The following is a 25,600-nucleotide window of genomic DNA, read 5'->3' as shown; positions in this document are numbered from 1 at the left end:
TGATATACTGAATGTATATTGATAACGGAGCGGTTCGTATGCAGCGTGGTACATTTCAATTGATGAAAACAGTGAATAGATCCCTGATCCTTAATAAAATTCGCATATCGGCGCCGATTTCGCGTGCTGACATCGCAAAAGAGACAGGTTTGACACCTCCGACTGTCAGCATCATCGTCAAGGAATTGATTGAACAAGGGCTGGTAGAGGAAAGGAAGCTGGGTACTTCCAGCGGCGGCCGCAAGCCTACGATGCTTCACATCCGCACTGATGAGTGGTTTGTCATCGGCGTCGATGCTGGTCCTGGTACAGTCGACTGTATCCTGATTTCCCTTACAGGAGAGATTTTGGGAAGTGTTTCCCATCAGCTTCATGTCAGGACGAATAAGGAGTTTTTGGATCAAGTTGTACAAGCTATTCAACAACTGCTTGATGATAATTCCGTGCAAAGGGAGCAAATCATTGGCATCGGGGTAGCGATGCATGGAGTGGTCGATGCAGGAACTGGCGACTCCCGCCTAGCGCCTCTCTTAGGATTACGCAATATCCCGATCAAGCAGGAGCTGGAAGATAGATTCGGTATTCCGGTGAAAGTGGATAATGATGCACGGGCAATGGCGCTCGGCGAAGCGTGGTTTGGTGGATATGATATGCAGGATAGTATGGTGGCTGTCAACATCGGACGTGGGATCGGAGCAGGAATCATCATTCAGGGAAAGCTTTTCCATGGGGCAGCCGGACTTGCTGGAGAGTTGGGACATATGTCAATCGATCCAAATGGAGCAGTATGCGCCTGCGGAAATCGCGGCTGTCTGCAGACACTTGCGAGTGGGCCTGCTATTGCGCAGCAAGCGGGACTGGAAAACGGGGAAGCTGTCCATCAAGCAGCCTTGGCCGGAGATAAAGCCGCTCAGGCCGTTCTTGAAAGTACTGGACGAACATTAGGAATTGGTCTGGTCAATTTAATACATCTGTTAAATCCGGATCGCATCATCCTTGGCGGAGGTGTGATGGGAAGCGCGGCTTTTATCATCCCTTCGCTTAAGAAAGAGATTGCAAGCCGTGCCTTGACCGATCAAGCAGCCCAGACTGAGATAATGATAAGTAATCACGGAAAGCATGCGACAGCATTAGGAGCATCAGCGTTGCAATTGGTCGATTTGTTTGTCCCGGTATAACAAAAGCAGACATCTTAGCGGTGTCTGCTTTTTTCTCTTTTTATTTTACTGTGAATGTTAAGACGGTCTCTCTGCGATACGTTTCATCAGGACTCAAGATGAGACTTGGAAACCCGTCATGATGCAAGGCAGCGGGAAAAGCCTGTGTTTCGAAACAAATTCCCAGGTACTTTTCTGACTTGCGCTCCTTCAGTTCCAGCGTGTCGTCCAGACCGTTTCCAGTGTATACAACAAGGCCGGGCTGGTCCGATTCAATCGTCATCAACCGTCCGCTATCAGGATCATAAAGACCGGCTTTTGGGCTCTTCTCATCTGAGAATAAGAAATAATGGTCAATTCCTTCTCCTGCGATTCGGAGCTGTTCATGGGGTGCACTGAATACATCCTCCAACGGTTTGAAAGAATGTAAATCAAATGGGGAAGCAGCAGTATCCAGCCATCTGCCTGATGCAATCAGTTCTTCATCCAATTCCGTAAACTTGTCACTGTTAACCATTGCTTGCTGTTTAGCAATGGTTTTTTTCAAATTGCCGCTCAGATTGAAATACGAATGATTTGTCAGTGTGACGGGCGTTTTTCTATCAGTAGCCGCTTCATAAAGAATTACAAGCTGATTATCATTTGTAAGAGTATAGGTCACAACTACCTGCAAATTGCCAGGATAGCCCCCTGTGCCATCCTCACTTGTGTAAGAAAGCCGCAGACTGCTTGCTTGATTTTCTTCAAAAGGTTCTACATTCCAAAGAACTTGGTGAAAGCCATTGGGACCACCGTGCAAATGATGTTTTCCTTCGTTTGCATCCAACTGGTATGTCTTTCCGTCCAATTCGAATCTTGAATTTTGTATCCGTCCGGCCACTCGGCCAATCAATGCCCCGAAGTAGTTCGGATTCTCTTGATAATCCTTGAAATTGCGATATCCCAACACGACATTTTCCAGATTGCCATGCTTATCAGGGACTTCTAAAGAAGTGATGATGCCGCCGAAGTTCAGCACTTCCAGCCGCATCCCGTTGGTATTGGTGACCGTGAACAATTCCCATCCATCTTGCAGCGCAGTCCTTTCGATCATGAAGACACCACTTTCTGATTTAGTTTTGTAATGAAGCGCTGGAAGGCTGTATCATCCTTGAATACACCAGCGTCCTCCAGCACACGGACGAACTTCTTGCCGAGCTCTTTTTGTACGATTTCTTCTGCATATTGTTTGTTATGCAGGAATCCATATGTTTCCCGAAGTTTAAGTGCCCACTCTTCGTGAATGGAATCGACCTCATTTGCTTCACCGGTAAGATAATTGATGATCGTCTCCAGTTCTTCTTTGAGACGGGGCGGCAATACAGCAAGACCCATCACTTCGATCAATCCGATATTTTCTTTCTTGATGTGATGCACATCTGCATGCGGATGAAAGATTCCTAATGGATGGGTAGCTGTCGTCCGATTATTACGAAGAACAAGATCCAGTTCATATAACCCATCACGTATTCTGGCGATAGGAGTGATTGTATTATGAGGTGTATCATCCGTATGTGATTGAATTGCTGCCTCTTTGTCATTATAATCACGCCAAAAAGCCAGGATGCTTTCCGCTGCCGCTGCTAGTTTCTGCTGATCGTCCGCTTGGAGTCGGATGACTGTCATCGGCCACTTAAGCACAGCCGCTCTCACATCCGAATGTGCATGAATCGGGAAAGTGTATTGTTCTTCGGCTTCGGTCATAGCGAATGTATAACGACCAGCTTGGTAATGATCATGCGAGAGAATCGAACCTCCAACGATCGGCAAATCAGCGTTCGATCCGATGAAGTAATGAGGAAATTTATCCACAAATTCAAGCAGGCTCCGGAATGTGTCCGCATTTATTTTCATAGCCCGATGTGCTTCTGATAATATGATGCTATGTTCATCGTAATAAACATAAGGGGAGTATTGGAAAAACCATTTCTCCTCTGCCAATGTTATTTCGACTACTCGGTGATTGGAACGAGCAGGATAACCAACTCTGCCAACATAGCCTTCATTTTCTTTGCATAGAACACAGGGAGGATAGGAATCATCCTGCTTCATCATCCGCTCACGCTTGATTTGCTCCGGGTCTTTTTCCGGTTTGGACAGGTTGATTGTAATGTCCATCTCGCCATATTCAGTCTGTACTTTATACGAGATGTTCTTTTTGATTCGGTTCATTTGGATATAATTGCTGTTCTTGCTTAGATTGTAAAAGTAATCCGTTGCTTGCTCTGGTGATTGCTTGTAATGGTTGTCAAACAATGTCTGGACAGTGGAAGGACGAGGCATGAAACAATTCATCAGCGATGCAGCCAGCATCTCCTTCTCATCCAGTATGTTATCGATGACATCTTCCTTCACGGCATAATTGATGATTCGATCCACTAAATCCGGAATCGAACCGGCGCTCGTCAAAAGCTTATGTGTCGGATAGGTTGTCATCTTCAGCAGGTGCATCACCTGATTGCGTACATAGATGACATCTCTTTCCTTGATTAAACCTTCTTTGCAAGTCTGCTCCAATAAAGCCTCGATATCTGAATAAATCATATAAACACTTCCTTTTATGCTAATTCCTTTGCACCATCACCGATTGTGGCGGTATAGAAAGTTGCCTCATATCCAATTTTTTCTTTGTAATGCTGCTGGATACCTGCTTGGACAGCATCAACTTTATCTTTTTCAACTAGTGCAATGGCACAGCCGCCGAATCCAGCTCCTGTCATCCTAGCTCCAAGGACACCATCCTGCGCCCAAGCTGCTTCGACAATCGTATCGAGTTCCTTTCCGGTCACTTCATAATCATCCCGCAGTGAACGATGTGAATCATTCATCAATTCCCCGAATGCGGCCAAATCATGCTTTTGCAGCTTCCTTAATGCCTCAATCGTCCGGTTGTTCTCAAGGACTGCATGCCGTGCCCGTTTTATATGGGTAGGGTCGCTTATCAGTCTATGGTACTGTTCGAATGCATCCGGTGTGAGTTCGCCGAGACTGTTGATCTCCAACTCCTGCTGCAGATCTTTTAGGGCAGCTTCACATTCAGAACGACGTTCATTATATTTGGAGCCAGATAATGTGCGCTGTTTATTCGTATTGGCAATCAAGATGACATGCTCAGACAAATCCACGGGTGCATGCTCGTAAGCCAATGTGTTGCAGTCAAGCAGGATGGCGTGTCCTTGCTTTCCCATTCCTACCGAAAATTGATCCATGATGCCGCTGTTAACTCCGATATATTCGTTTTCCACGCGCTGGCCCAGCTGTACAAGCGGTATCCTATCCATACCAAGTTCATACATAATGTCAGCCATTACACCAGTGACCAGCTCGATGGAAGCAGAAGAGGACAGACCAGCACCATTTGGTATATCTCCATAGAAGAGAACATCCATGCCAGAAGTTATTTTATCTGATGCTTGCTGTAAGTAGAGCAGGACGCCTTTTGGATAATTGGCCCAGTCATCTTCTTCCCGGTAGGCAAGGTCTTTTAAAGATCGCTCGATGATACCGCTTTCAGAAAAGCTCATGCTGTAAAGCCTGATTATGTCGTCCTGACGTTTTGCTGCCAAAGCATAGGTACCATAGGAGATGGCTGCCGGAAAAACATATCCGCCATTATAATCCGTGTGCTCGCCGATCAGATTGATTCTGCCAGGTGCAAAGAATTGGCGTGGTGTTTCAGCAGTTTGGAAAACTTTTTGAAATGAAGCTGTCAGGTTCGGATTAATGGTCATCATGATGCCTCCTAAATAGACTTTATTAATTTAATTAACTAAGTTTACAAGTAGTGTACTACAAGGACGAGGCGTAAGCAAGAACTACTTGATACATTACTTCAGTATAATTTTTAGTAAAAGGTTTACTGATGTGGGTTGCTCTGTCATAATCAAAACAGAAGAGGTGAGGATTTTGGCAACGATCAAACAGATTGCAAATGAAGTAGGATATTCCGTTTCCACTGTCTCCAGAGTTTTGAATCATGATGAAAGTCTGTCTGTGACGGACGAAACGAAGGATAAGATTTTTGCTGTGGCGGGAAGATTGAACTACCGGAAGAAGGAAGTGCATATTCGGATTAAGCAAATAGCCTTTCTTTATTGGGTGACGGATACGGAAGAGTTGGAGGATGTCTACTTCAAGACAATGCGCAAAGAATTGGAACGATGTGCAAAAGAACGTAATATCGAATTGACGTTATACAAAAAAGAGGAAGGGATGGAGGCGGTTCCGGATACTATTCAAGGTTTTCTGGCAGTGGGGGCCTTTACGAAAGCAGAGCACAAGAAGCTGCAAACCTTGAGCGGAAATGGGGTTTTCATCGACTCGGCTCCTGATCCGGATCATTACGATGCTGTACGGCCGGATTTGGAATGGATCACGAGGAAGCAAATTGACCATTTGCTGAATCAAGGACATCGACAAATCGGCTTTGTCGGCGGAACTTATCTAAACCCCGATACGATGGGAGATGAGATGGATCTTAGGGAAAAGACCTTCCGTTTCTATATGGAACAGAAAGATTTGCTTGATGATCGTTCAGTCTTTTGCGGGCGTGGTTTCAGTGTTGAAAATGGGTATGGCCTGATGAAAAAGGCAATCGAAGAACTGGCAGTTTTGCCGAGTGCATTCGTAGCTGCTGCGGATCCGATAGCTGTTGGTATGCTTCAGGCATTGAATGAAGATGGTATTGCCATTCCTGGGCAAGTAAGTGTTATCGGCATAAATAATATCAGTGTGGCGAAGTATGTTTCCCCTCCATTGACGACATTCCGCATCGATTTAGGGGAAGTGTGCAAGGCTGCCATCGACTTGCTGCTGGAACGAATTACTGGGAAACGGACAGTATCCAAAACTGTATTGATCACCGGGGAAATTGTCGAAAGAAAGAGCACATTGGCGAAAACGACTGACTAAAAAGGTCGTTTTTTGTTTTCGTAAATATTTTACTTATATCAGTAAAATATTTGTTTACTTCCAATTGACTTAATGCTATGTTTATCATTGCAAACGCTTACAAAAAGGGGTGGTCGAGTGAAAAGGCAAAGGTTGCTGCTTGGCTTGGTATCGGGTTTGATGACGGGAGTCCTACTGACTGGATGTGGACCGCAAGAGAGCGGATCAGATGGAAGTGAATCAGGGAAAAGCGACAAATTAGTCATTTGGGAAGATAAAGAGAAGGCCATTGGTATTGAAGAAGCAGTTGCTGAGTTTGAAAAAGAACATGATGTGACGGTGGAAATCGTCGAGAAGAATTATGCACAGCAATTGGAGGATTTACGTTTGGATGGGCCGGCTGGGTCCGGTCCGGATGTATTCACGATGCCAGGAGATCAAATGGGTTCTGCTGTCGCAGAGGGCTTGGTCAAGGAAATAGCGGTTGATGAAACACTGCAATCGACTTATACAGAGTCAGCCATGCAATCCCAAATGGTTGAAGGGAAAGTTTATGGTCTGCCGAAAGCTGTGGAAACGACGATGCTTTACTACAACAAAGCGCTTATATCCGAAGACGAACTGCCGGAGGATCTGGAAGGGTGGTTCAATTATTCCAAGGAAGTGAGGCAAGGAGAGCAATATGGATTTTTGGCGCTGTTCGACCAAACGTATTACGCCAACAGTGTGCTGAGCGGCTATGGCGGATATGTCTTTGGCAAGAACAGTGATGGTACATTCAACCCGGAAGATATCGGCTTGAACAATGAAGGGGCTGTGGAGGGCGCGAATGAAATCAAACGGTTCTACGATGAGAAGCTCTTCCCATCCGGTCTTGTGGGTGAGCAGGGAATCAACGTCATTGAATCGCTGTTTACGGAAGGAAAAGCTGCTGCCATCATATCGGGCCCATGGAACCTGGAACCATTTGAAACAGCGGGTGTCGACTATGGCATTGCTTCTTTGCCGAAATTATCCAATGGGGAGAATATGCGGGCATTCATTGGTGTCAAAAGCTACAACGTAAGTACTTTCTCCAAGAATGCCGAGCTGGCAGAAGAGCTAGTCAAATATTTAAGCAGTGAAGAAGTATCGAAGGTTCGGTATGAAAAGACAAAAGAAGTTCCAGCAGTGAAAGCATTGGCAGAAGACCAGGAAGTGATGGAAAGCGATGCGTCCAAAGCGATAGCGGAACAATCACAATTCTCAGATCTGACACCTGGTATACCGGAAATGAATGAGGTATGGAAACCGACAGACGCTGCTCTGCAGACGATTGCTACTGGAAAATCAGAGCCGCAGGAAGCACTAGACCAAGCGGTGAAATCCATCAAAGGTCAAATCGAGGCAAATCATGGCGGAAAATGATAAAGACGTGCCGGCATTGTGCCGGTGCGTATTTTCTACGTAAGAGGAGGAATGGGCATGCAGCATCGCAAAGTGGCATTGTTGCTCTCGATTGTACCAGGTTTCGGGCAGTTCTATCATCGGCAATGGCTAAAAGGATTACTGTTTTTGCTGATCACCATTTCATTTTTTATCGCTTTCAAGGATTTATTGAATATGGGGTTGTGGGGAATTGTCACGCTTGGTACAGAAATACCGAGAGACAATTCCATTTTCCTGCTGGCAGAGGGCCTCATCGCATTGATCGTCATCTTCCTAGGTTTGATTGTTTATTATCTGAATTTACGGGATGCCTATAAGACGGGTGTCATGCGTGATAACAAACAGGCGCTGTATACACTCCGGCAGCAGTATGAGCACGTGTTGCTGAAGGGCTATCCGTATTTGATCAGCGGACCGGCATTCCTGCTCTTATTGTTCGCAGTCGTATTCCCGATTCTTTTCAGCTTCGCCATCGCTTTTACAAATTATGATTTATATAATTCACCACCAGCTAAACTCGTGGAATGGGTCGGCTTCAGCACATTCAAGGAAATTTTCACCGTCGATATATGGCGCTCTACTTTCTTCGATGTTCTTGCATGGACCATCGTTTGGACGATTGTCGCTTCCACACTGCAGGTAGCACTAGGGATTTTTCTGGCTGTTGTCGTCAATCAAAAGGAAATCCGTTTCAAAAAACTCTTCCGCACGATTCTGGTCCTGCCTTGGGCAGTGCCGGGTTTTGTCACCATATTGATCTTTGCGGGGTTGTTCAATGACAGTTTCGGAGCAGTAAACAATGATATTCTTGCTGCGCTCGGCATGGATGCAATCCCTTGGCTGACAGATCCGAACTGGGCTCGTTTTGCGCTGATTATGATGCAGGGGTGGCTTGGGTTTCCGTATATTTTCCTGGTAACCACAGGCGTGCTGCAATCGATACCAGAGGATCTGTATGAGGCGGCTACAATTGATGGGGCATCTGTTTTCTCTAAGTTCCGTCACATTACAATGCCTATGATTCTATTATCCATTTCACCAATCATCATCACACAGTTCACTTTCAACTTTAATAACTTCAATATTATTTATCTGTTCAATGCGGGTGGGCCAGCAGTTCCTGATTCAACCGCCGGCGGTACGGATATACTTGTCTCCTGGATCTATAAACTGACGATGCAGTCCAGCCAATATGCTTTGGCAGCCGCCTTGACCATCATGTTATCTGTTGTTGTCGTATCCATTGCTTTATGGCAGTTCCGAAAATCCAGTACATTCAAGGAAGGAGCATGAGCCATGCGCAACCGATCCCGTTTGATTCGACTTACGCTTTCCTATGGCGTACTGATCGTGATGTCGATCTTGATCCTTTATCCGCTTGCGTGGACGATCGGCGCCAGCTTCAATCCTGGAAACAGCTTGATCAGTACCTCCATCATCCCGAAGAATCCGACGCTGGCTCACTATAAAGAACTGTTCGAGGGCTCTGCGTCCCTTCCTTATGTGCAGTGGTATGTGAATTCGGTCAAAATCAGCTTTTTCACCATGATCGGCGCCATTATCAGTGTATCGTTCACAGGCTATGCCTTCTCGCGTTTCCGCTTTAAAGGAAGGAAGAACACACTGACCATCTTTTTGCTGCTGCAGATGATCCCGCAATTCTCCGCGCTGATCGCTATCTTTGTGCTCGCGCAAATGCTGGATATGATCAACAGTCATTGGCTTTTGATCCTGCTGTATATCGGGGGCTTGATTCCGATGAATACGTATTTGATGAAGGGCTATATGGATTCCATTCCGATGGAGCTTGATGAAAGTGCACGAATCGATGGCGCCAGCTTTACCCGTACGTTCTGGCAGATCATCATGCCATTGTCGAAGCCGATGCTGGCAGTTGTCGCCATGAATGGGTTCACGGTGCCGTTAGGAGATTTTGTTCTGTCGTCTGTGATCCTGCGCACGACAGAGGCATATACGCTGCCGATTGGATTATTCAACTTAGTCAACGAGGTAATGGGTGCCAGCTATACGACGTTCGCTGCCGGGGCCATCCTGATCAGTATACCGATTGCCATCGTCTTCCTGCTGCTGCAGCGGAATTTTGTTTCGGGACTGACGGCAGGCGGAACGAAAGGATAAATCAAAAAAAGGGAGAGAAGAAAATGAGTCAGACGAAGCGCAACTTGAAAGCACCATTTTTACTGCACGGAGGAGACTATAATCCTGACCAATGGCTGAAGTACCCGGATGTCCTTAAAGAAGATATTGAACTGATGAAATTGGCGCATACCAACACTTTCTCGATCGGTATCTTCGCATGGAGTGCTTTGGAGCCGGAAGAAGGTGTATACAATTTTGAATGGCTGGATAAGGTTTTCGATGATATTCATGCTTTTGGCGGCAAAGTGATTTTAGCTACACCAAGCGGTGCACGTCCTGCATGGATGTCCCGGAAATATCCTGATGTCTTGCGGGTGAATGCCGAGCGTGTAAAGCAACTGCATGGAGGCAGGCATAATCATTGTTTTTCCTCACCGACGTACTTGGATAAGACCCAAACTATCAACCGCAAGCTGGCGGAAAGATATGGAGATCATCCGGCTTTGCTGTTATGGCATATCTCCAATGAATATAGCGGTGATTGTCATTGCGAACGCTGTCAGGTTGCTTTTCGGGAATGGCTCAAAGAACGTTATGATGGAAATCTGGAAGCTTTGAATGATGCTTGGTGGGGACCATTTTGGAGTCATACGTTCACAGAATGGGAGCAGGTGGAATCTCCGTCGCCGAATGGGGAAGATGGCGTTCACGGATTGCGTTTGGATTGGCGGAGGTTCGTGACTGATCAAACTGTCCGTTTCATGGAAAATGAATTGGTCCCGATCCGCGAAATCACACCGGATATTCCTGTTACAACGAATTTCATGGCGGATACCCCCGACCTGATTCCATTCCGGGGACTGGATTATAATCGTTTTGCAGATAAGATCGATGTGATCAGCTGGGATGCGTATCCGACTTGGCATAATGATTGGGAAACAACAGCAGAGCTTGCGATGAAGGTTGGATTCATTGACGATTTATACCGGACGATGAAGAATCAGCCATTCCTCTTGATGGAAAACACACCGAGCATGGTCAACTGGCATCCTGTCAACAAAGCAAAACGCCCTGGCATGCATATCCTTGCCTCGATGCAGATGCTCGCTCATGGCTCGGATAGCATTCTTTACTTCCAATGGCGAAAGTCTAGAGGGTCAACGGAAAAATTTCATGGGGCGGTCGTCGATCATGATCGTTCACCGGGTAACCGTGTATTCCGGGAGGTTGCAGAACTAGGCAAGAAAATGGAGAAACTCGCTGCACTTAAGGGAACTCATCGTACAGCAGAAGTGGCATTGCTCTATGATTGGGAAAACGACTGGGCGTTGGAAGATGCCCAAGGCTACGGTCTGGATTCCAAGCAGTACATCCAGACAATGCATGCACATTACCGCCCATTTTGGAAGCGTGATATTCCAGTGGATGTCATCATGAAAGATCATGATTTCTCCCAATATAAGCTTTTGGTTGTTCCGATGCTTTATATGATGGAAGATCGGACAGCAGCAAAACTTGAAGCATTTGTTAAAAATGGCGGGAAACTTGTCATGACATATATCAGCGGTGTTGTAAATGAGCACGATCTTGTGCATAAAGGTTCATGGCATGAAAAACTAGCAGAGATTTTCGGCATTCGGCCAACTGAAACAGACACCCTTTATCCGCATGATTGCAATAAAGTATTTTATGAAGGGAAGCATTATGAATTGAAGGATTATGCCACGGTACTTGATCTTGCCGGCGCAACGGCCAAAGGTGTCTATGAAGAGGATTTCTACGCGGGGACCCCGGCTATCACCGAGCATGTGTACGGAAAAGGCGTCGCTTATTACATCGGCGGAAGGTTGGAGGATGCTTTCCAGGAGGACTTTTATGGACAACTGCTGGCTGCGGAACGAGTCTTGCCTCCGGTTGGCATTACAAAGCCGGATGGGGTCTCCATCCAAGTACGGTGCAATACAAAGTCCTTGTTCGTGTTTGTCATGAATTTCAATGAGGAAGAAAAAGATATACAGCTGGATCAAGTGTATGAGGATGTATTGGATGGAGGGTCGCTTTCGGGTGTGCAGCGGTTGCATTCTTATGAGGTGAAGGTGCTTCGCGTAGACAGGTGATGACTTTTGCTGATGCCTTGAAAGCTTTCGGTTTCACGTTTCACAGCAGTGTCAATGTGGAAAAGTATTGTATCAATCACGATGCAAAGGAGACATTTTTATGGAACCGAAAGATATGATGAATGGTACAACAAGTAAACACCAGCAAGATCGTCAGCCAGGGATTGAAGCGAAGATGGATCCGTTACCGCATCAGCCGCTGGATTACAAGGGAGTCGGCAGATTGGAAGGAAAAGCTGCGCTTATAACTGGCGGTGATTCCGGTATCGGGCGAGCTGTGGCAGTCCTTTATGCGAAGGAAGGAGCAGATGTTGCGATTTCCTACCTCGATGAAACAGAAGATGCCGAAGAAACAAAACGTCTTGTGGAAGCAGAAGGCAAGCGTTGTCTGCTGCTGCCGGGCGACATCAAGGATGAAGAGCATTGCATCAGCTTGGTCGAGAAAACAGTGGAGGAATTCGGCAAAATCAATATTCTCGTCAACAATGCCGCCATCCAATATGTGCGGGAAGATGTGCTTGAAATTTCCTCGGAGCAATTTGAGGAAGTATTCCGTGTCAACTTCTTCTCGCAATTTTATCTTACCAAAGCTGCTGTACGACATATGAAAGCAGGAGACTCGATTATCAGTACATCTTCCATCAATGCTTACCGAGGCAATCCGATGTTCATGGATTATTCCGCGACAAAAGGTGCTATCACTGCTTGGACGCGCAGTATCGCCCAAAGTCTTATCAAAAAAGGCATCCGCGCCAATTCCGTGGCGCCTGGCCCGGTTTGGACGCCGCTCATCCCGGCCACAATCGGTGAGGATAAGATTGAACAATTCGGTCAGGATAGTTTGATGGGACGTCCAGGTCAGCCTTCCGAACATGCTTGGCCGTATGTGATGCTTGCTTCCGATGAAGCTTCGTACATGACTGGTCAAGCAATCCATATCAATGGAGGATCTTATACATCTTCCTGAAAACTTGAACCCTGTCCGCTGGATGGGGTTTTTGTTTGCCTTTAAAGGAAGAAAAAAATCCTGCTGATCGAATCAGCGGTTTATGGAAGGAGGATGACCTTGTATATCAAATTCCACGATGAAGATCACGAATTCAAGTATCAAAATTTGCGTGACAGCATCCGGAATGCAATATTATTGCAGGGCTCGCTGTCCTATATCTGATGGCAGGTGACAGCAATGTGGACAAGCTATTTAAACCATTTTTGCTGATTATGAGCTGACAGAGGATTTAAAAGCCTCGCTGTGCTTACTGCTCATCTTTTTGACGGACAGATTGTAGTGACACCAATGATACTCGATGGCCTGCAGGAGGAACGGAATTGGTTCCTGGCTTGGAATGCGATCATGATGAGGAGGTTTGGGACAATCCCACATTATGTGCCTTCGAATAAATTTTTCCCGGTTTCATCCAGCAGGATTTCAGCGTATGGAAAAGAGCCTTAGGGTTCTTTTTTTGTGCAAAAAAATGTCCGGTGGTTTCATTATGGGGGTGATTGGAAGTAGGGCGGATCCAAACATCATTAGGGATAAGGTCCCTTTTTTTGTGCTGTATTTATTGTATGTGTTGCAAAGTATAGGGCGGTCCAATACTTGCATTATATCATTATTTTCGCCTGTCATTTTTCCATACATAAAAATCATTTGCACTTTTGTCTATTTGTAATACAATTAAACAAATAGATTGATAACGCTTACTTGAGGAGGTACGCAATGGGACAATCAACAGGAATAGCCAAAGGTATTTTAGGATTTCCGGTAGCACCATTTACCGAAACAGGAAAACTTGATGAGCAAGCATTGTTCGAGAATATTCGTTTTCTCGTAGAGGAAGGTTTGAATGCCATTTATATTGCTTGCGGATCGGGTGAGTTTCAATCCCTGGATCGAGCCGAGTACGAAGTGATGCTGGATACAGCGATTGAAGCAGTTGCAGGCAAGGTGCCGATTTATACAGGAGTAGGTGGAAATCTTCGGACTGCTGTTGAACTAGCTGCATTATCAGCGGAGAAGGGTGCAGCTGGTTATTTGCTGCTTCCGCCTTATCTGATTCATGGTGAGCAGGAAGGGCTTTATCAATACGCCAAAGAAATATTTGATAGTGCTCCAACTATGGATGCGATTCTCTACCAAAGGGATAACGCAGTTTATTCCATCGACACAGTAAGACGGTTGACAGCTTATCCTCAATTGAAGGGGATAAAAGATGGAATCGGGAATATGGAGTTGAATATCTGCCTCACGCAGGAATTCAAAGGAAGGGTGGATTTCCTGAATGGTATGCCGATGGCGGAAGTGACAATGCCTGCCTATTTGCCTCTGGGAATCACAACATATTCTTCAGCCATTTCAAATTATATCCCGCATATTTCCCGATTGTATTACGAGTCGCTGCTAGCAGGAGACCAAAGTACATTGGATGATTTATATGCTGATGTCATCTTGCCGATCAATCGTATACGCAAACAGCGAAAAGGCTATGCGGTTGCCTTGATCAAAGCAGGCATGGAGATCATCGGTTTGAACACAAGAGGTTATGTGCGTCCTCCAGTCGTACCTGTTACCAAGGAGCACTACAAGGAAATGGAACGGATTCTTGCGAAAGCATTGGAAAAATATCCGCGCAAGGAGAAAATCTCAGAGATAAAGGGGAGTTAATACATGGCAACTAATATAACAACGAATGTGTATCGTAACTTTATCAATGGTGAATGGCAGGAATCAGCATCAGCAGAGCAAATTACCGTTATCAATCCAGCAGATACAAACAATCCAGTAGGCAGGGTCCAGAGTTCCACGAAAGCAGATTTGGAAGCGGCTGTGGAAGCGGCGGATGCTGCAAGGAAGGATTGGAGTAGCCTGTCCGGGGCTGCAAGAGGCGAATTCCTTTACCGGGCGGCAGCAATCTTGGAAGAACGTGCCGAAGAAATTGCAGTAACTGCAACAAAAGAAATGGGAAAGACATTGCCAGAAGCTCGCGGCGAGACACAGCGTGGAATTGCTATATTGAAATTTTATGCGGGTGAAGGGATGCGTAAGACTGGTGATGTCATTCCTTCAACTGATGCCAGTGCTTTCATGTATACGACGCGTGTACCGTTGGGTGTCGTCGGTGTCATTGCACCTTGGAATTTCCCGGTTGCAATTCCTATTTGGAAGATGGCCCCTGCGCTTGTTTATGGTAATGCAGTTGTATTCAAGCCGGCATCCGAGACAGCGATTACAGCCATCAAAATAACCGAATGTTTTGAAGCGGCCGGTTTCCCGAAAGGAGTCATCAATCTTGTCACCGGAGCGGGATCCGTCATCGGGAAAGGGTTGGCCGAACATCCAAAGGTGCATGGTATTACATTTACTGGCTCCAATAATGTCGGAAAAGGTATTGGCTTGACGGCGTTGGAACGAGGTGCCAAGTATCAGCTGGAGATGGGAGGGAAAAACCCGGTGATAATTGCCGCTGATGCAGATATCGAGCAGGCGGTGGATGCTACGATCAGCGGTGCTTTCCGTTCCACAGGACAAAAATGTACGGCAACAAGCAGGGTCATCGTTGAAGCGCCGATTTATGATGCATTCCGTGAAAAGCTGATTGAGAAAACAAAGGATATCACCATCGGGAACAGCCTCGAGCAAGAGGTGTGGCTCGGTCCGATTGCAAGCGAAGCACAGCTGCAAAATTGCCTTCGTTATATTCAAACAGGAATAGAAGAGGGGGCAAAGCTTATTCTAGGCGGAGAACAGCTGACAGATGGGGATTACGAGAAGGGCTATTATGTCCAGCCGACCATTTTTGAAGACGTCACAAATGATATGGTGATTGCACAGGAGGAAATATTCGGTCCTGTCATCGCGTTGATCAAAGTGGATTCGGAGGAACAAGCGATAGATGTGGCGAATGATGTCAAATTCGGATTGAGTGCCTCTATCTTCACAAAAAATATTGGACGCTTCCTGCAGTTCGCCGAAGATATGGAAGCAGGTCTAATCCGGGTGAATGCTGAAAGTGCTGGTGTGGAACTGCAAGCTCCATTTGGCGGCATGAAGCAGTCAAGCTCCCATTCCAGGGAACAGGGTGAAGCAGCCAAAGAATTCTTCACCAGCATCAAGACAGTTTTTGTTAAAGGGTAAAAGGGCAGATCAAGCCCTTTTCCATACTCAATGATGACAACGCTTACAATAAAGCGGCGGAGGAATGAACGATATGGATAAAATCAGAGATAACCTGCACGATGCTCAGATGAAAAAGTCGAAGGTTCGTTGGTTTGTCGTCTTTATGTTGTTCCTAGTCACATCTGTCAACTATGCTGACCGAGCGACAATCAGTATAGCAGGGGATGCCTTGCAGTCGGATCTGGGCCTGAACGCAGTCAGTATGGGGTATGTATTCTCCGCATTTGGCTGGGCTTATGTGATCGGGCAGATACCAGGCGGGATATTACTCGATAAGTTTGGATCAAAGCTTGTTATCGGAATGAGTATCCTGTTTTGGTCGATTTTCACTCTACTCCAAGGGGCAATCGGATTCTTTGCAGGCGGAACAGCGATTATTGTCTTGTTTGCGCTCCGTTTCCTGGTCGGGTTCTCCGAAGCGCCATCTTTTCCGGGGAACAGCCGGGTCGTGGCAGCCTGGTTCCCAAGCAAGGAACGTGGAACGGCATCCGCCATTTTCAATTCAGCACAGTATTTTGCTCTAGTCATCTTCTCACCGCTGATGGGTTGGCTGACATACAGATTCGGCTGGGAATCCGTCTTTTACGTAATGGGAGCCATCGGTATCGTTTTGGCACTGGTTTGGCTGAAAGTTATCCGTAATCCGCGAGAACATCCTAGAGCAAATCAGGCTGAAATCGACTATATCGAAGCAGGCGGCGGAGTAGTCGATATGGATCAAAAGAAGGAAGGTGAAAGTTCCAAGGAGAAGCAGTCACAGTGGCCCTTCATTAAGCAATTATTAAAGAAGCGGATGTTGATTGGTATTTACATTGCACAATATTGTATTACGACATTGACTTATTTCTTCTTGACTTGGTTTCCTGTCTACCTGGTACAAGGGCGCGGAATGTCGATCTTGGAGGCTGGATTCATTGCATCCCTGCCGGCGATATGTGGTTTCCTTGGCGGAATCCTTGGCGGGATGTTCTCGGATTTCCTTCTCCGCAAGAACCTTTCCTTGACCATCGCGCGTAAAACGCCGATCATCATTGGGATGCTGCTTTCCTGCAGTATGATCATCTGTAACTTTGTGGATGCTGAATGGCTTGTCGTGGTCATCATGTCGCTTGCTTTCTTCGGAAAAGGTTTTGGGGCATTGGGCTGGGCAGTCGTGTCCGATACTTCGCCGAAGCAGACAGCAGGTGTCAGCGGAGGGCTTTTCAATACATTCGGAAACATCGCTTCCATCACGACACCGATCATCATCGGGTATATCGTCAACGCGACAGGTTCCTTCAATGGCGCACTTATCTTCGTCGGTGCCAATGCGCTAGTTGCCATTCTAAGCTATTTATTCATCGTTGGGAAAATAGAACGCGTCGAATTGGAAGCGCCAACAAAATAATCGGAGGGGATTGCAAGATGAATCAAATGACAGAGAATGTGAGAGCCGGGAAGTCGCATCATGTGCCATCCATTACGGAAATGCAAGTTATCCCGGTTGCTGGGCAGGACAGCATGCTGCTGAATCTGAGCGGTGCACATGGTCCGTACTTTACGCGTAACATCGTGATTCTAAAAGACACGACCGGAGCAGTCGGTGTCGGAGAGGTACCTGGAGGAGAGAAGATCCGACAAACACTTGAACAAGCGAAATCATTGGTTATAGGCGAGTCGATTGCTTCTTATCAAGCCATCCTCAATCAAGTAAGACAGCAATTTGCCCATCAAGATGCAGGCGGCCGGGGTGAACAGACTTTTGATTTGCGTACAACGATTCATGCTGTGACAGCCCTGGAAGCGGCCCTTCTTGATTTGCTCGGCAAATTTTTGCAAGTTCCGGTGGCTGCACTTCTTGGGGAAGGACAGCAGCGAAGTGAAGTGGATGTGCTCGGCTATTTGTTCTACATCGGCGATCGCAAGCAGACGGATCTGGCTTACAAAGAGGAATCCGATGCAAAATGTGATTGGTTCCGTTTGCGAAATGAAGAAGCATTGACGCCAGAAGCAGTTGTTCGTCTGGCGGAGGCAACGTATGAAAAGTATGGATTCCGGGACTTCAAACTTAAGGGAGGCGTCTTGGCTGGTGAAGAAGAAATCCAGGCAATCGAGGCATTGGCTAAACGATTCCCAGATGCTCGGATTACACTCGACCCAAATGGAGCTTGGTCCCTGGAGGAAGCAATTCGTCTTTGTAAAGGCAAGCATGATATCCTGGCATATGCAGAGGATCCATGTGGAGCAGAAAATGGCTACTCTTCCCGGGAGGTCATGTCGGAATTCCGGAGAGCTACCGGTATGCCGACAGCCACGAATATGATTGCGACCGACTGGCGACAGATGGGGCATGCCATCCAGTCTCAATCAATTGATATTCCGCTTGCAGATCCGCATTTCTGGACGATGCAAGGCTCTGTGCGTGTCGCACAAATGTGTCATGAATGGGGACTCACCTGGGGATCGCATTCCAATAACCATTTTGACATTTCATTAGCTATGTTCACCCATGTTGCCGCAGCAGCTCCTGGCAACATCACCGCTATCGATACGCATTGGATCTGGCAGGATGGACAGCGTCTGACAAAAGAGCCATATGAGATAGCTGAAGGAAAAATTGCAGTTCCTGATAAGCCAGGTCTGGGAATAGAGATAGATTTGGAGGAAGTGGCAAAGGCGCACCAGCTGTATAAATCCATGGGACTTGGCGCTAGGAATGATGCTGTTGCAATGCAATATTTGATTAAGGATTGGAAGTTTAACAATAAGAAACCTTGCCTTGTACGATGAGGGATCTGGGGGCCGTTCCACAGCTGGGCGGCTCTTTTGTATGCGTTTGTAATTTCGTGTCATTCCCAGTATCATAGGTTTATCACATATTAAAGGTGTTGGACATGATGGATAGAGACCCATTGCAAATGAATGTGGAGCACGTTAATAGGAAAACATTATCCAAGCAAGTGGTGGAACGGATTCTGCATCTGCTATCAAGCGGTCAGCTGAAACCTGGGGATAAGCTGCCTACCGAAGCGGAATTCATCACGATCCTCGGAGTGAGCCGGACTGTTCTGCGTGAAGCCTTGAGTGCATTGGAAACACTCGGCATCATCACGCGTAAGACGCGGGAAGGCACCTACTTCAACCTGAAGGTCGGTGCAGCACCTTTTTCCGATATGCTTAACTTGGCGAGCGATAATATCCAGGCAATCATCGAAGCAAGGATCGTATTGGAACTCGGGCTGGTCACAATCGCAACGGAAAAGATCACCGATGAACAGCTGGAAGAACTGTATGAAACGATTGTGGAGATCGAAGAATCAAAGGACAATAATTACGGACAAGCTGATAAACGATTCCACCGGATCATAGCCTTAAGTGCTAATAACTTGATACTTGATGGCATGATCCATTCGCTGCTTCTTTATCATGCGAAAATCAATAACCATATCATAGTCAGGGAAAAAGAAAAGACGGTGGCTTACCATAAACGTATCTACGAGGCACTGAAGGAAAGAGATGCATACAAAGCGCACACAGCAATGTATGATCATCTGCGCTTTGTACAGAAGAAGATTCTCGAAGGGCAGCAGGAGAAACAAGGCGGATAAGAAGAAGCAGCGGTTCCGCAAGCCGCTGCTTCTTTTTCATTTATTCGTTATCGGATTCTTCTTCATTCAATTCAAACAGATGATCTAAGTATGGTTCCAGCTCGAATGTATCTTCCTCGGCATATGTTGTGAAAATCTCTTTTGTTAATGAACTCATGATTTGAATCCTCCTTGTGATTGGGTTTGTAGTAATAAGATACCCAATCTAGCAAACTGCTAATCATCCAATTATTGGTTAGGAGGCTAGTTTTTCTTGTTTGAAGTTCCGTTTGACAGAGAAAACCTGCATTGCAATCATGAAAAGATTCACAGCTATCAATACAAAGATGGAATAAGAAAAGCTTCCGGTTATATCATTGACTGCCCCTAGAATAATTGGACCAAATGATCCGATGACATAACCAACTGCCTGTATCATGGCAGACCAAGAGGCAGCTGCCTGATGGGTAGTTGTCACATCAATCGGGAGCAGCAGATTCATGGCGAACAAACCGCCAGCACCAAGACCGATGAAGCAAGCGGCCAGCCAAGGCAAGAAGGATATTAAAATCATTCCAAAGCCGATCAGTTCGAATATGGCAGCCGTTACAAGCCAGAACAGGCGGCTTGGAATTCTTTTCAGCAGATAAGGTATAGCTAAGTTAGCTGGTACTTGCAGAACCATGAAAATGACGAGCAGGTTGGCTGCATAAACTTTACTGTACCCCATGTTTTCTACGATAGGGGGAAGCCAGGCAGTCAAAGAATAGAAAATGAACGCCATCCCGCCGAAAGAGAAGGTGAGCAGCCAGGCATTCCATTGGTTCCATGGCAATTTGTCTGCGCCCCCGAATGTTTGAATTGCCCTGTCTTTCTTTTTTTGAGGCAACACGACGAGGACCCAAATGATTATGGCAAGCAGTGCTAATATTGACCAAGCAGCCAGAGCGATTTGCCATGATTCGAATACATGCTGAATGGGTGCGACGCCTCCGGAAGCTATACCAGCTCCAACAGCTAGAGCGGCGGTATAAATACTGATCATGATTGCACTATTATCAGGAAAATATTTTTTTATGAAACCGGAAAGCAGCGGACCGGCAGCTGCAATACCGATGCCTGCCAAGAAAGCTGTGATCAATAAGAAGAAAGAAGTATGAGTGAAAAGACGAATGATGGTACCAACGCCAATGACGGCCAAGGACCAGCCAATTACGTATTCAAGCGAAAAACGATTGGCCAATTTGGCAGCAACCGGCGAAAAGATGCCCATACATAAAACAGGTATGGAAGTGAGCAGACTTGCACTGGAAGCATTCATATCTAATTCAGATTGAATGATTTCAATAAGCGGAGAAATGGAATTGATTGCTGGACGTAAATTAAGTGCTGCTGCGAATAAAGCGATGCCTAACCAGATATACGTTGATTTCTTCACATGCTGTACCTCCATCATTATCGAGTTATCTAATTGTAAACCTTGGCTGGTGTTGCTGCAATGCACCCATGTTTAAAATGCAGTAAGATAGTGGAAAAATGAATAGGAATAAAAAGGGGGAAGTGTCATGGGATTGAATCCAAAAATACAGGCATTTTTGAAAGAAGTAAATGCTCAGCCGATACCGCTTGAATCTGTTTCACCCGAGCAGTTTCGAAATCAAGCCAGAATGCAAGATGATGTACCGAAACAAGAAGTGGCAAAAGTAGAAGATTGCCAGATCGAATTAAATGATCGAACGCTGCCAATCCGTATCTACCGTTCTGAAAATAAGGCGCAGCCCGCCCTCGTCTTTTATCATGGCGGTGGCTGGGTTGTCGGCAGCATCGATTCGCATGATGCAACTTGCCGTGAGATTGCCAACCTGGCAGAATGCACCGTTATCTCGGTGGATTACCGGCTGGCGCCTGAACATAAATTCCCTGCTGCAGTGGAGGACGCCTATGAAGCTTTTCAAGGGGTGAGTGCCAATGCAGAGCGTTTAGGAATCGAAGAAGATAAGATTGCCGTGGGAGGAGATAGTGCAGGTGGTAATCTCGCAACGGTTGTGTGCCTGCTGGCTGAAGAGCGAAGCGGACATAAACCCGTATTTCAATTGCTTTTGTACCCATCTACGGGTTATATCGGAGAAGAGCCAGCTTCTTTACGTGAAAACGCGGAAGGCTATTTATTGACCAAACGTTTGATGAATTGGTTCCGCAGCCATTATTACCGGACAGAAGCAGATCGTTTCAACCCGTATGCATCGCCGATACGTTCTGAATTGCTGCATACATTGCCGCCTGCAGCGATTTTGACAGCTCAATATGACCCACTGCGGGATGAGGCGCAGAATTATGCTGCCAAACTGAAGCAAGAAGGTGTCGATGTGTTTACGAAGAACTACGATGGATTGATTCATGGCTTCGCTGGCTTTACTGCTTATGTGGAAGAAGCATACCAGGCTGTGGCAGAGGGGGCTTCTGTACTGAAAGACGCTTTGCATACGTAATCTTATGAACGAGATAAAAAAATTATCATGTAAGCGTTGACAACAATCCGCTCACATGATAAATTGAGTTTGTACAACAGCATACAACCATCCTTTAGGATTGTTACTGATAAGCAGGCAAAACCTAAATTATATTCCGAGAGCAGGGGCAACTCTGTGCACGGGGTGTAGTTTGGGTTTTTTTGTGTACCAAAACCCAGAGCTTATCAAAAAAAGGATAAAGGCGGCATCCTTTATCCTCATCATAATATCCCCGAATGGAGGGTCTATCATGAATCATCGTAAAACAGCAGAAGAAATTTTGCAATTGGTAGGTGGAGAATCGAATGTTCAAAGTGTCATTCATTGTATGACACGCCTGCGCTTCAATCTGTACGATAACAGTAAAGCAGATCGTAAAAGCTTGGAGCAGGTGGATGGTGTTTTAGGTTCCAACATAAGCGGAAGTCAGTTCCAGCTGATCATTGGCAATGAGGTTCCAAAGGTATATAAAGAAATCATCGCCAATAGCAGTTTAAGTGAATCGAAGAGTGCAGAAGGCGAAACGAAACAAAAGAAGAATATAATCAGCTCTATTTTCGACGTCATTTCCGGTGTATTCACGCCGATTCTGCCGGCGATTGCCGGTGCCGGTATGATCAAGGGTATTGCGGCTTTGCTGGTGACATTCGGCTGGCTGCAAGAAGCCTCGCAAACATATCAAATCCTGACTGTAATCGGAGACGGTGCATTCTACTTCCTGCCGATACTGCTGGCAATCAGTGCAGCACGTAAATTCGGGTCAAATCCGTATGTGGCCGCTGCGATAGGAGCTGCCATCCTGCATCCGACGCTGACAGCCATGTTCGCAGAAGGAGGATCTATTTCCTTTGTCGGATTGCCAGTAACCGTCGCAACCTATTCATCTACGGTTATACCGATCTTGCTGGCTATCTGGATTGCGTCTTATGTAGAGAAATGGGTAGACCGGGTGACACATGCCTCCTTGAAGCTGATTGTTGTGCCGACAGTGACTTTATTAGTTGTAGTGCCAGTTACCTTGATTACGGTAGGGCCGCTTGGAGCTATAGCCGGTAACTACTTGTCTACAGGAACGAACTTCTTGTTCCAGAATGCTGGAATTATTGCGATGATCCTGCTTGCTGGTACGTTCTCGCTTATCATCATAACTGGTATGCATTACGCACTGGTTCCGATCATGCTGAACAATATTGCAGTGAACGGGTACGATTATATGATCCCGGCCATGTTCCTAGCCAACTTTGGTCAGGCAGGTGCTGCATTCGCAGTTGCAATGCGATCCAAAAATAAGAAATTCAAGTCGCTGTCCTTCACGACTGCTTTAACAGCAACGATGGGTGTTACAGAGCCGGCTATGTACGGTGTCAATATGCGATTGAAGAAACCATTCGTTGCAGCCTTGATTGGTGCTGCTGCAGGTGGGTTACTATATGCACTCACAGATGTAAAAGCCTATATCGTTGCCGGTATGGCAGGACTTCCGGGTATCCCGACTTTCGTAGGTCCAGAGTTCATCTTTGCTATTCTCGGTCTTGTCCTTGCATTCGTTGCAGCAGCTGCTGTCACATGGATCATGGGATTTGAGGACGTTATGGCACCAGCTGAGGAAACAACGGCAGAAGAAAAAATAGTAGATACAGCAGAAGAAACAGATTCAGAGAAAGCATCCGAAGTCATAGCTAGTCCGCTTGCAGGAGAGGTTCGCCCGCTTTCAGAGGTAAGTGACCCGACATTTGCGCAGGAAATCATGGGCAAAGGTACAGCAATTTTACCGTCAAAAGGTGAAGTTGTATCTCCTGTAGATGGTGAAGTAGTTACGTTATTTGCAACAAAACATGCCATTGGCTTGAAAAGTACAAATGGCGCAGAGGTACTGATCCATGTTGGTATCGATACAGTGAAATTGAATGGAGAACATTTCACAGCTCATATCGCATCAGGCGATAAAGTTCAAAAAGGGCAGAAGCTGGTAACCTTTGATATAGAAGCCATTCAAGCAGCGGGATATGACGTTATCACACCTGTCATCATCACAAATACTGCCGAGTATGAAGATGTCACAGCACTTGTAGAAGGCACTGTAAACAGCGGTGAAGCCGTACTGGATTTGGCAGTACCTGCAACCACTTCTAAAGAAGCATCTTAAATCGTAAAAGGAGAGATAGATTATGACAAACCAAACAGTATTTCCACAAGGATTCCTATGGGGCGGCGCAACTGCTGCCAACCAAATGGAAGGAGGTTTCCATGAAGGGAATAAGGGCTTGAATATCGCGGATGTCCTTCCAGGCGGAAAAGAACGTTTGCGTATCTTGGCGGAGCCAGGATTTGATTTTGAAATAAATACAGATAAATACACATACCCGAACCATGAAGCAATCGACTTCTACCATCGTTATAAAGAAGATATTGCATTATTTGCGGAAATGGGATTCAAAGTATTCCGGATGTCCATTGCCTGGACGCGTATCTTCCCGAAAGGCGATGAATTGGAGCCGAATGAAGAAGGACTCGCATTTTATGATCGTGTATTCGATGAGCTGCATAAGCATGGTATCGAGCCGGTCGTAACTATCTCTCATTATGAGATGCCAGTCAATTTGGTGAAAGAATATGGCGGTTGGAAAAACCGAGAAGTGATCACTTTCTTCGAGCGTTATGCAAAGGCTGTGCTGGATCGCTATAAAGATAAAGTGAAATATTGGATGACATTCAACGAAATCAATAGTGGACTTATCATGCCAATCATGAGTCTTGGTTTCTCCATACAGCCTGGGGAGCATAAATATCAGTCAGTAATCCAAGGATTGCACCATCAGTTTGTAGCCAGTGCGAAAGCAGTACAATACTGCCATGAAGTGAATCCGGATGCACAAATCGGCTGTATGATCATTTATGCACCTGTCTACTCCTATGACAGCAAGCCGGAAAATGTTTTTTATGCAGACCAGGAAGCTCGTATGTTCAATAATTACTGCGGAGATGTAATGGTCCGTGGTGCTTATCCGACATTCGCAAAACGTTTCTTCAAAGAACAAGGTGTGGAACTGCAAATCGAAGAAGGCGACTTGGAAACCATCCAAGCGGGAACAGTTGATTACATCGGTTTCAGCTATTATATGTCCCGTACGGAAAAAGCGGAAAAAAGTAAGGAAGAGCTGGCGCAGGGCAATATCATGTCCGGCGTGAAGAACCCATTCCTGAAAGCGAGCGACTGGGGCTGGGAGATCGATCCACTCGGACTGCGTATCGCGCTGAACGATATGTATGATCGTTATCAAGTACCGTTGTTCATCGTGGAAAATGGACTTGGAGCGTATGATAAAGTTGAAACCGATGGCAGCATCAACGATGATTACCGTATCGATTATATGCGTGATCATATCAAAGCAATGGGAGAAGCAATCGAGGATGGCGTGGACTTGATGGGATACACAAGTTGGGGCTGCATCGATTTGGTTAGTGCGTCGACAGGGGAATATTCCAAACGCTATGGTTTCATCTATGTCGATAAGCATGATGATGGTAGCGGTTCATTGAAGCGGAGCCGGAAGAAATCATTCCATTGGTATCAGAATGTTATCGAAACAAATGGTGCAGAGCTTTAACAATAAAA

The 25,600-nt window shown here is 46.1% G+C and carries 19 protein-coding genes; 15 read left to right on the top strand and 4 right to left on the bottom strand.

Translation table 11 applies throughout. The annotated features are described in order from the left end of the window. Nucleotides 1-38 precede the first annotated feature (38 nt). Nucleotides 39-1,178, top strand: a complete 1,140-nt coding sequence (locus tag AB1K91_RS15855; RefSeq protein WP_413091201.1) for an ROK family transcriptional regulator — start codon at nucleotides 39-41, stop codon at nucleotides 1,176-1,178. A gap of 40 nt (nucleotides 1,179-1,218) precedes the next feature. On the opposite strand, the gene AB1K91_RS15850 is transcribed toward AB1K91_RS15855, so the two are convergent. The 3 genes from AB1K91_RS15850 to AB1K91_RS15840 are packed head-to-tail and all read right to left on the bottom strand — an operon-like array spanning nucleotide 1,219 to nucleotide 4,927. Next, entirely contained in the window at nucleotides 1,219-2,250 is a 1,032-nt protein-coding gene (locus AB1K91_RS15850) for an aldose epimerase family protein (RefSeq protein ID WP_413091199.1), read from the bottom strand. Beyond that, complete coding sequence (gene galT, locus AB1K91_RS15845; RefSeq protein WP_413091198.1) at nucleotides 2,247-3,740, bottom strand: UDP-glucose--hexose-1-phosphate uridylyltransferase; 1,494 nt, start codon at nucleotides 3,738-3,740, stop codon at nucleotides 2,247-2,249. Before galT ends, AB1K91_RS15850 begins: the two co-directional genes overlap by 4 nt. 14 nt (nucleotides 3,741-3,754) lie before the next feature. After that, complete coding sequence (locus tag AB1K91_RS15840; protein ID WP_413091220.1) at nucleotides 3,755-4,927, bottom strand: galactokinase; 1,173 nt, start codon at nucleotides 4,925-4,927, stop codon at nucleotides 3,755-3,757. A 175-nt stretch (nucleotides 4,928-5,102) separates the two neighbouring features. Here AB1K91_RS15840 and AB1K91_RS15835 point away from each other — a divergent pair, with 175 nt between their 5' ends. The 11 genes from AB1K91_RS15835 to AB1K91_RS15785 all read left to right on the top strand — a co-directional run bounded on the left by AB1K91_RS15835 (nucleotide 5,103) and on the right by AB1K91_RS15785 (nucleotide 19,495). Beyond that, a complete protein-coding gene (locus AB1K91_RS15835; RefSeq protein ID WP_413091197.1) occupies nucleotides 5,103-6,107 on the top strand; it encodes a LacI family DNA-binding transcriptional regulator in 1,005 nt (334 codons plus the stop codon). A 117-nt stretch (nucleotides 6,108-6,224) separates the two neighbouring features. Next, a complete protein-coding gene (gene ganS, locus AB1K91_RS15830) occupies nucleotides 6,225-7,493 on the top strand; it encodes a galactooligosaccharide ABC transporter substrate-binding protein GanS (RefSeq protein ID WP_489686338.1) in 1,269 nt (422 codons plus the stop codon). 57 nt (nucleotides 7,494-7,550) lie between these two features. Beyond that, nucleotides 7,551-8,807, top strand: coding sequence for a carbohydrate ABC transporter permease (locus tag AB1K91_RS15825; protein ID WP_413091195.1), 1,257 nt, complete (start codon nucleotides 7,551-7,553; stop codon nucleotides 8,805-8,807). 3 nt (nucleotides 8,808-8,810) lie between these two features. Next, entirely contained in the window at nucleotides 8,811-9,653 is an 843-nt protein-coding gene (gene ganQ, locus AB1K91_RS15820; protein ID WP_413091194.1) for a galactooligosaccharide ABC transporter permease GanQ, read from the top strand. A 23-nt stretch (nucleotides 9,654-9,676) separates the two neighbouring features. Next, nucleotides 9,677-11,731 (top strand): beta-galactosidase, encoded by a 2,055-nt coding sequence (locus AB1K91_RS15815; protein ID WP_413091192.1) that lies wholly within the window; start codon nucleotides 9,677-9,679, stop codon nucleotides 11,729-11,731. Between the two features lie 100 nt (nucleotides 11,732-11,831). After that, the gene (locus AB1K91_RS15810; RefSeq protein WP_413091190.1) at nucleotides 11,832-12,698 is read left to right on the top strand and encodes an SDR family oxidoreductase; all 867 of its coding nucleotides are present in this window, start codon (nucleotides 11,832-11,834) and stop codon (nucleotides 12,696-12,698) included. A 753-nt stretch (nucleotides 12,699-13,451) separates the two neighbouring features. Further along, complete coding sequence (gene kdgD, locus AB1K91_RS15805; RefSeq protein WP_413091189.1) at nucleotides 13,452-14,396, top strand: 5-dehydro-4-deoxyglucarate dehydratase; 945 nt, start codon at nucleotides 13,452-13,454, stop codon at nucleotides 14,394-14,396. A 3-nt stretch (nucleotides 14,397-14,399) separates the two neighbouring features. Next, nucleotides 14,400-15,866 carry an alpha-ketoglutaric semialdehyde dehydrogenase GucD gene (gene gucD, locus AB1K91_RS15800; RefSeq protein WP_413091187.1) on the top strand — a complete coding sequence of 489 codons (1,467 nt, stop codon included), beginning with the start codon at nucleotides 14,400-14,402 and terminating at the stop codon, nucleotides 15,864-15,866. 109 nt (nucleotides 15,867-15,975) lie between these two features. Further along, complete coding sequence (locus tag AB1K91_RS15795; protein WP_413091217.1) at nucleotides 15,976-17,295, top strand: MFS transporter; 1,320 nt, start codon at nucleotides 15,976-15,978, stop codon at nucleotides 17,293-17,295. Nucleotides 17,296-17,312: 17 nt separating this feature from the next. Then, entirely contained in the window at nucleotides 17,313-18,677 is a 1,365-nt protein-coding gene (gene gudD / locus AB1K91_RS15790) for a glucarate dehydratase (RefSeq protein ID WP_413091186.1), read from the top strand. A gap of 107 nt (nucleotides 18,678-18,784) precedes the next feature. After that, entirely contained in the window at nucleotides 18,785-19,495 is a 711-nt protein-coding gene (locus tag AB1K91_RS15785) for a FadR/GntR family transcriptional regulator (RefSeq protein WP_413091215.1), read from the top strand. Nucleotides 19,496-19,730: 235 nt separating this feature from the next. Here the strand turns inward: AB1K91_RS15785 and AB1K91_RS15780 are convergent, their stop codons facing one another. Beyond that, a complete protein-coding gene (locus AB1K91_RS15780) occupies nucleotides 19,731-20,912 on the bottom strand; it encodes an MFS transporter (RefSeq protein WP_413091185.1) in 1,182 nt (393 codons plus the stop codon). A 127-nt stretch (nucleotides 20,913-21,039) separates the two neighbouring features. On the opposite strand from AB1K91_RS15780, the gene AB1K91_RS15775 reads away from it, so the two are divergent. The 3 genes from AB1K91_RS15775 to AB1K91_RS15765 all read left to right on the top strand — a co-directional run bounded on the left by AB1K91_RS15775 (nucleotide 21,040) and on the right by AB1K91_RS15765 (nucleotide 25,592). Next, nucleotides 21,040-21,963, top strand: a complete 924-nt coding sequence (locus AB1K91_RS15775) for an alpha/beta hydrolase (RefSeq protein ID WP_413091183.1) — start codon at nucleotides 21,040-21,042, stop codon at nucleotides 21,961-21,963. A gap of 271 nt (nucleotides 21,964-22,234) precedes the next feature. After that, nucleotides 22,235-24,130 (top strand): beta-glucoside-specific PTS transporter subunit IIABC, encoded by a 1,896-nt coding sequence (locus AB1K91_RS15770; protein ID WP_413091181.1) that lies wholly within the window; start codon nucleotides 22,235-22,237, stop codon nucleotides 24,128-24,130. Between the two features lie 22 nt (nucleotides 24,131-24,152). Then, nucleotides 24,153-25,592, top strand: a complete 1,440-nt coding sequence (locus AB1K91_RS15765) for a glycoside hydrolase family 1 protein (RefSeq protein ID WP_413091179.1) — start codon at nucleotides 24,153-24,155, stop codon at nucleotides 25,590-25,592. Nucleotides 25,593-25,600 lie beyond the last annotated feature (8 nt).

This window comes from Terribacillus jepli, from assembly GCF_047228925.1.
Lineage (GTDB): Bacteria > Bacillota > Bacilli > Bacillales > Amphibacillaceae > Terribacillus.
The sequence above is the reverse complement of the archived record's forward strand: the minus strand, read 5'-3'. Positions and strand labels throughout refer to the sequence as shown.

Coding starts and splice junctions, on each gene's coding strand:
- gudD (WP_413091186.1), top strand. CDS start 17,313: ATGAATCAAATGACAGAGAATGTGAGAGCCGGGAAGTCGCATCATGTG.
- AB1K91_RS15810 (WP_413091190.1), top strand. CDS start 11,832: ATGGAACCGAAAGATATGATGAATGGTACAACAAGTAAACACCAGCAA.
- AB1K91_RS15795 (WP_413091217.1), top strand. CDS start 15,976: ATGAAAAAGTCGAAGGTTCGTTGGTTTGTCGTCTTTATGTTGTTCCTA.
- AB1K91_RS15855 (WP_413091201.1), top strand. CDS start 39: ATGCAGCGTGGTACATTTCAATTGATGAAAACAGTGAATAGATCCCTG.
- AB1K91_RS15785 (WP_413091215.1), top strand. CDS start 18,785: ATGGATAGAGACCCATTGCAAATGAATGTGGAGCACGTTAATAGGAAA.
- gucD (WP_413091187.1), top strand. CDS start 14,400: ATGGCAACTAATATAACAACGAATGTGTATCGTAACTTTATCAATGGT.
- AB1K91_RS15840 (WP_413091220.1), bottom strand. CDS start 4,927: ATGACCATTAATCCGAACCTGACAGCTTCATTTCAAAAAGTTTTCCAA.
- AB1K91_RS15765 (WP_413091179.1), top strand. CDS start 24,153: ATGACAAACCAAACAGTATTTCCACAAGGATTCCTATGGGGCGGCGCA.
- galT (WP_413091198.1), bottom strand. CDS start 3,740: ATGATTTATTCAGATATCGAGGCTTTATTGGAGCAGACTTGCAAAGAA.
- AB1K91_RS15825 (WP_413091195.1), top strand. CDS start 7,551: ATGCAGCATCGCAAAGTGGCATTGTTGCTCTCGATTGTACCAGGTTTC.
- AB1K91_RS15770 (WP_413091181.1), top strand. CDS start 22,235: ATGAATCATCGTAAAACAGCAGAAGAAATTTTGCAATTGGTAGGTGGA.
- ganQ (WP_413091194.1), top strand. CDS start 8,811: ATGCGCAACCGATCCCGTTTGATTCGACTTACGCTTTCCTATGGCGTA.
- AB1K91_RS15850 (WP_413091199.1), bottom strand. CDS start 2,250: ATGATCGAAAGGACTGCGCTGCAAGATGGATGGGAATTGTTCACGGTC.
- AB1K91_RS15815 (WP_413091192.1), top strand. CDS start 9,677: ATGAGTCAGACGAAGCGCAACTTGAAAGCACCATTTTTACTGCACGGA.
- kdgD (WP_413091189.1), top strand. CDS start 13,452: ATGGGACAATCAACAGGAATAGCCAAAGGTATTTTAGGATTTCCGGTA.
- AB1K91_RS15775 (WP_413091183.1), top strand. CDS start 21,040: ATGGGATTGAATCCAAAAATACAGGCATTTTTGAAAGAAGTAAATGCT.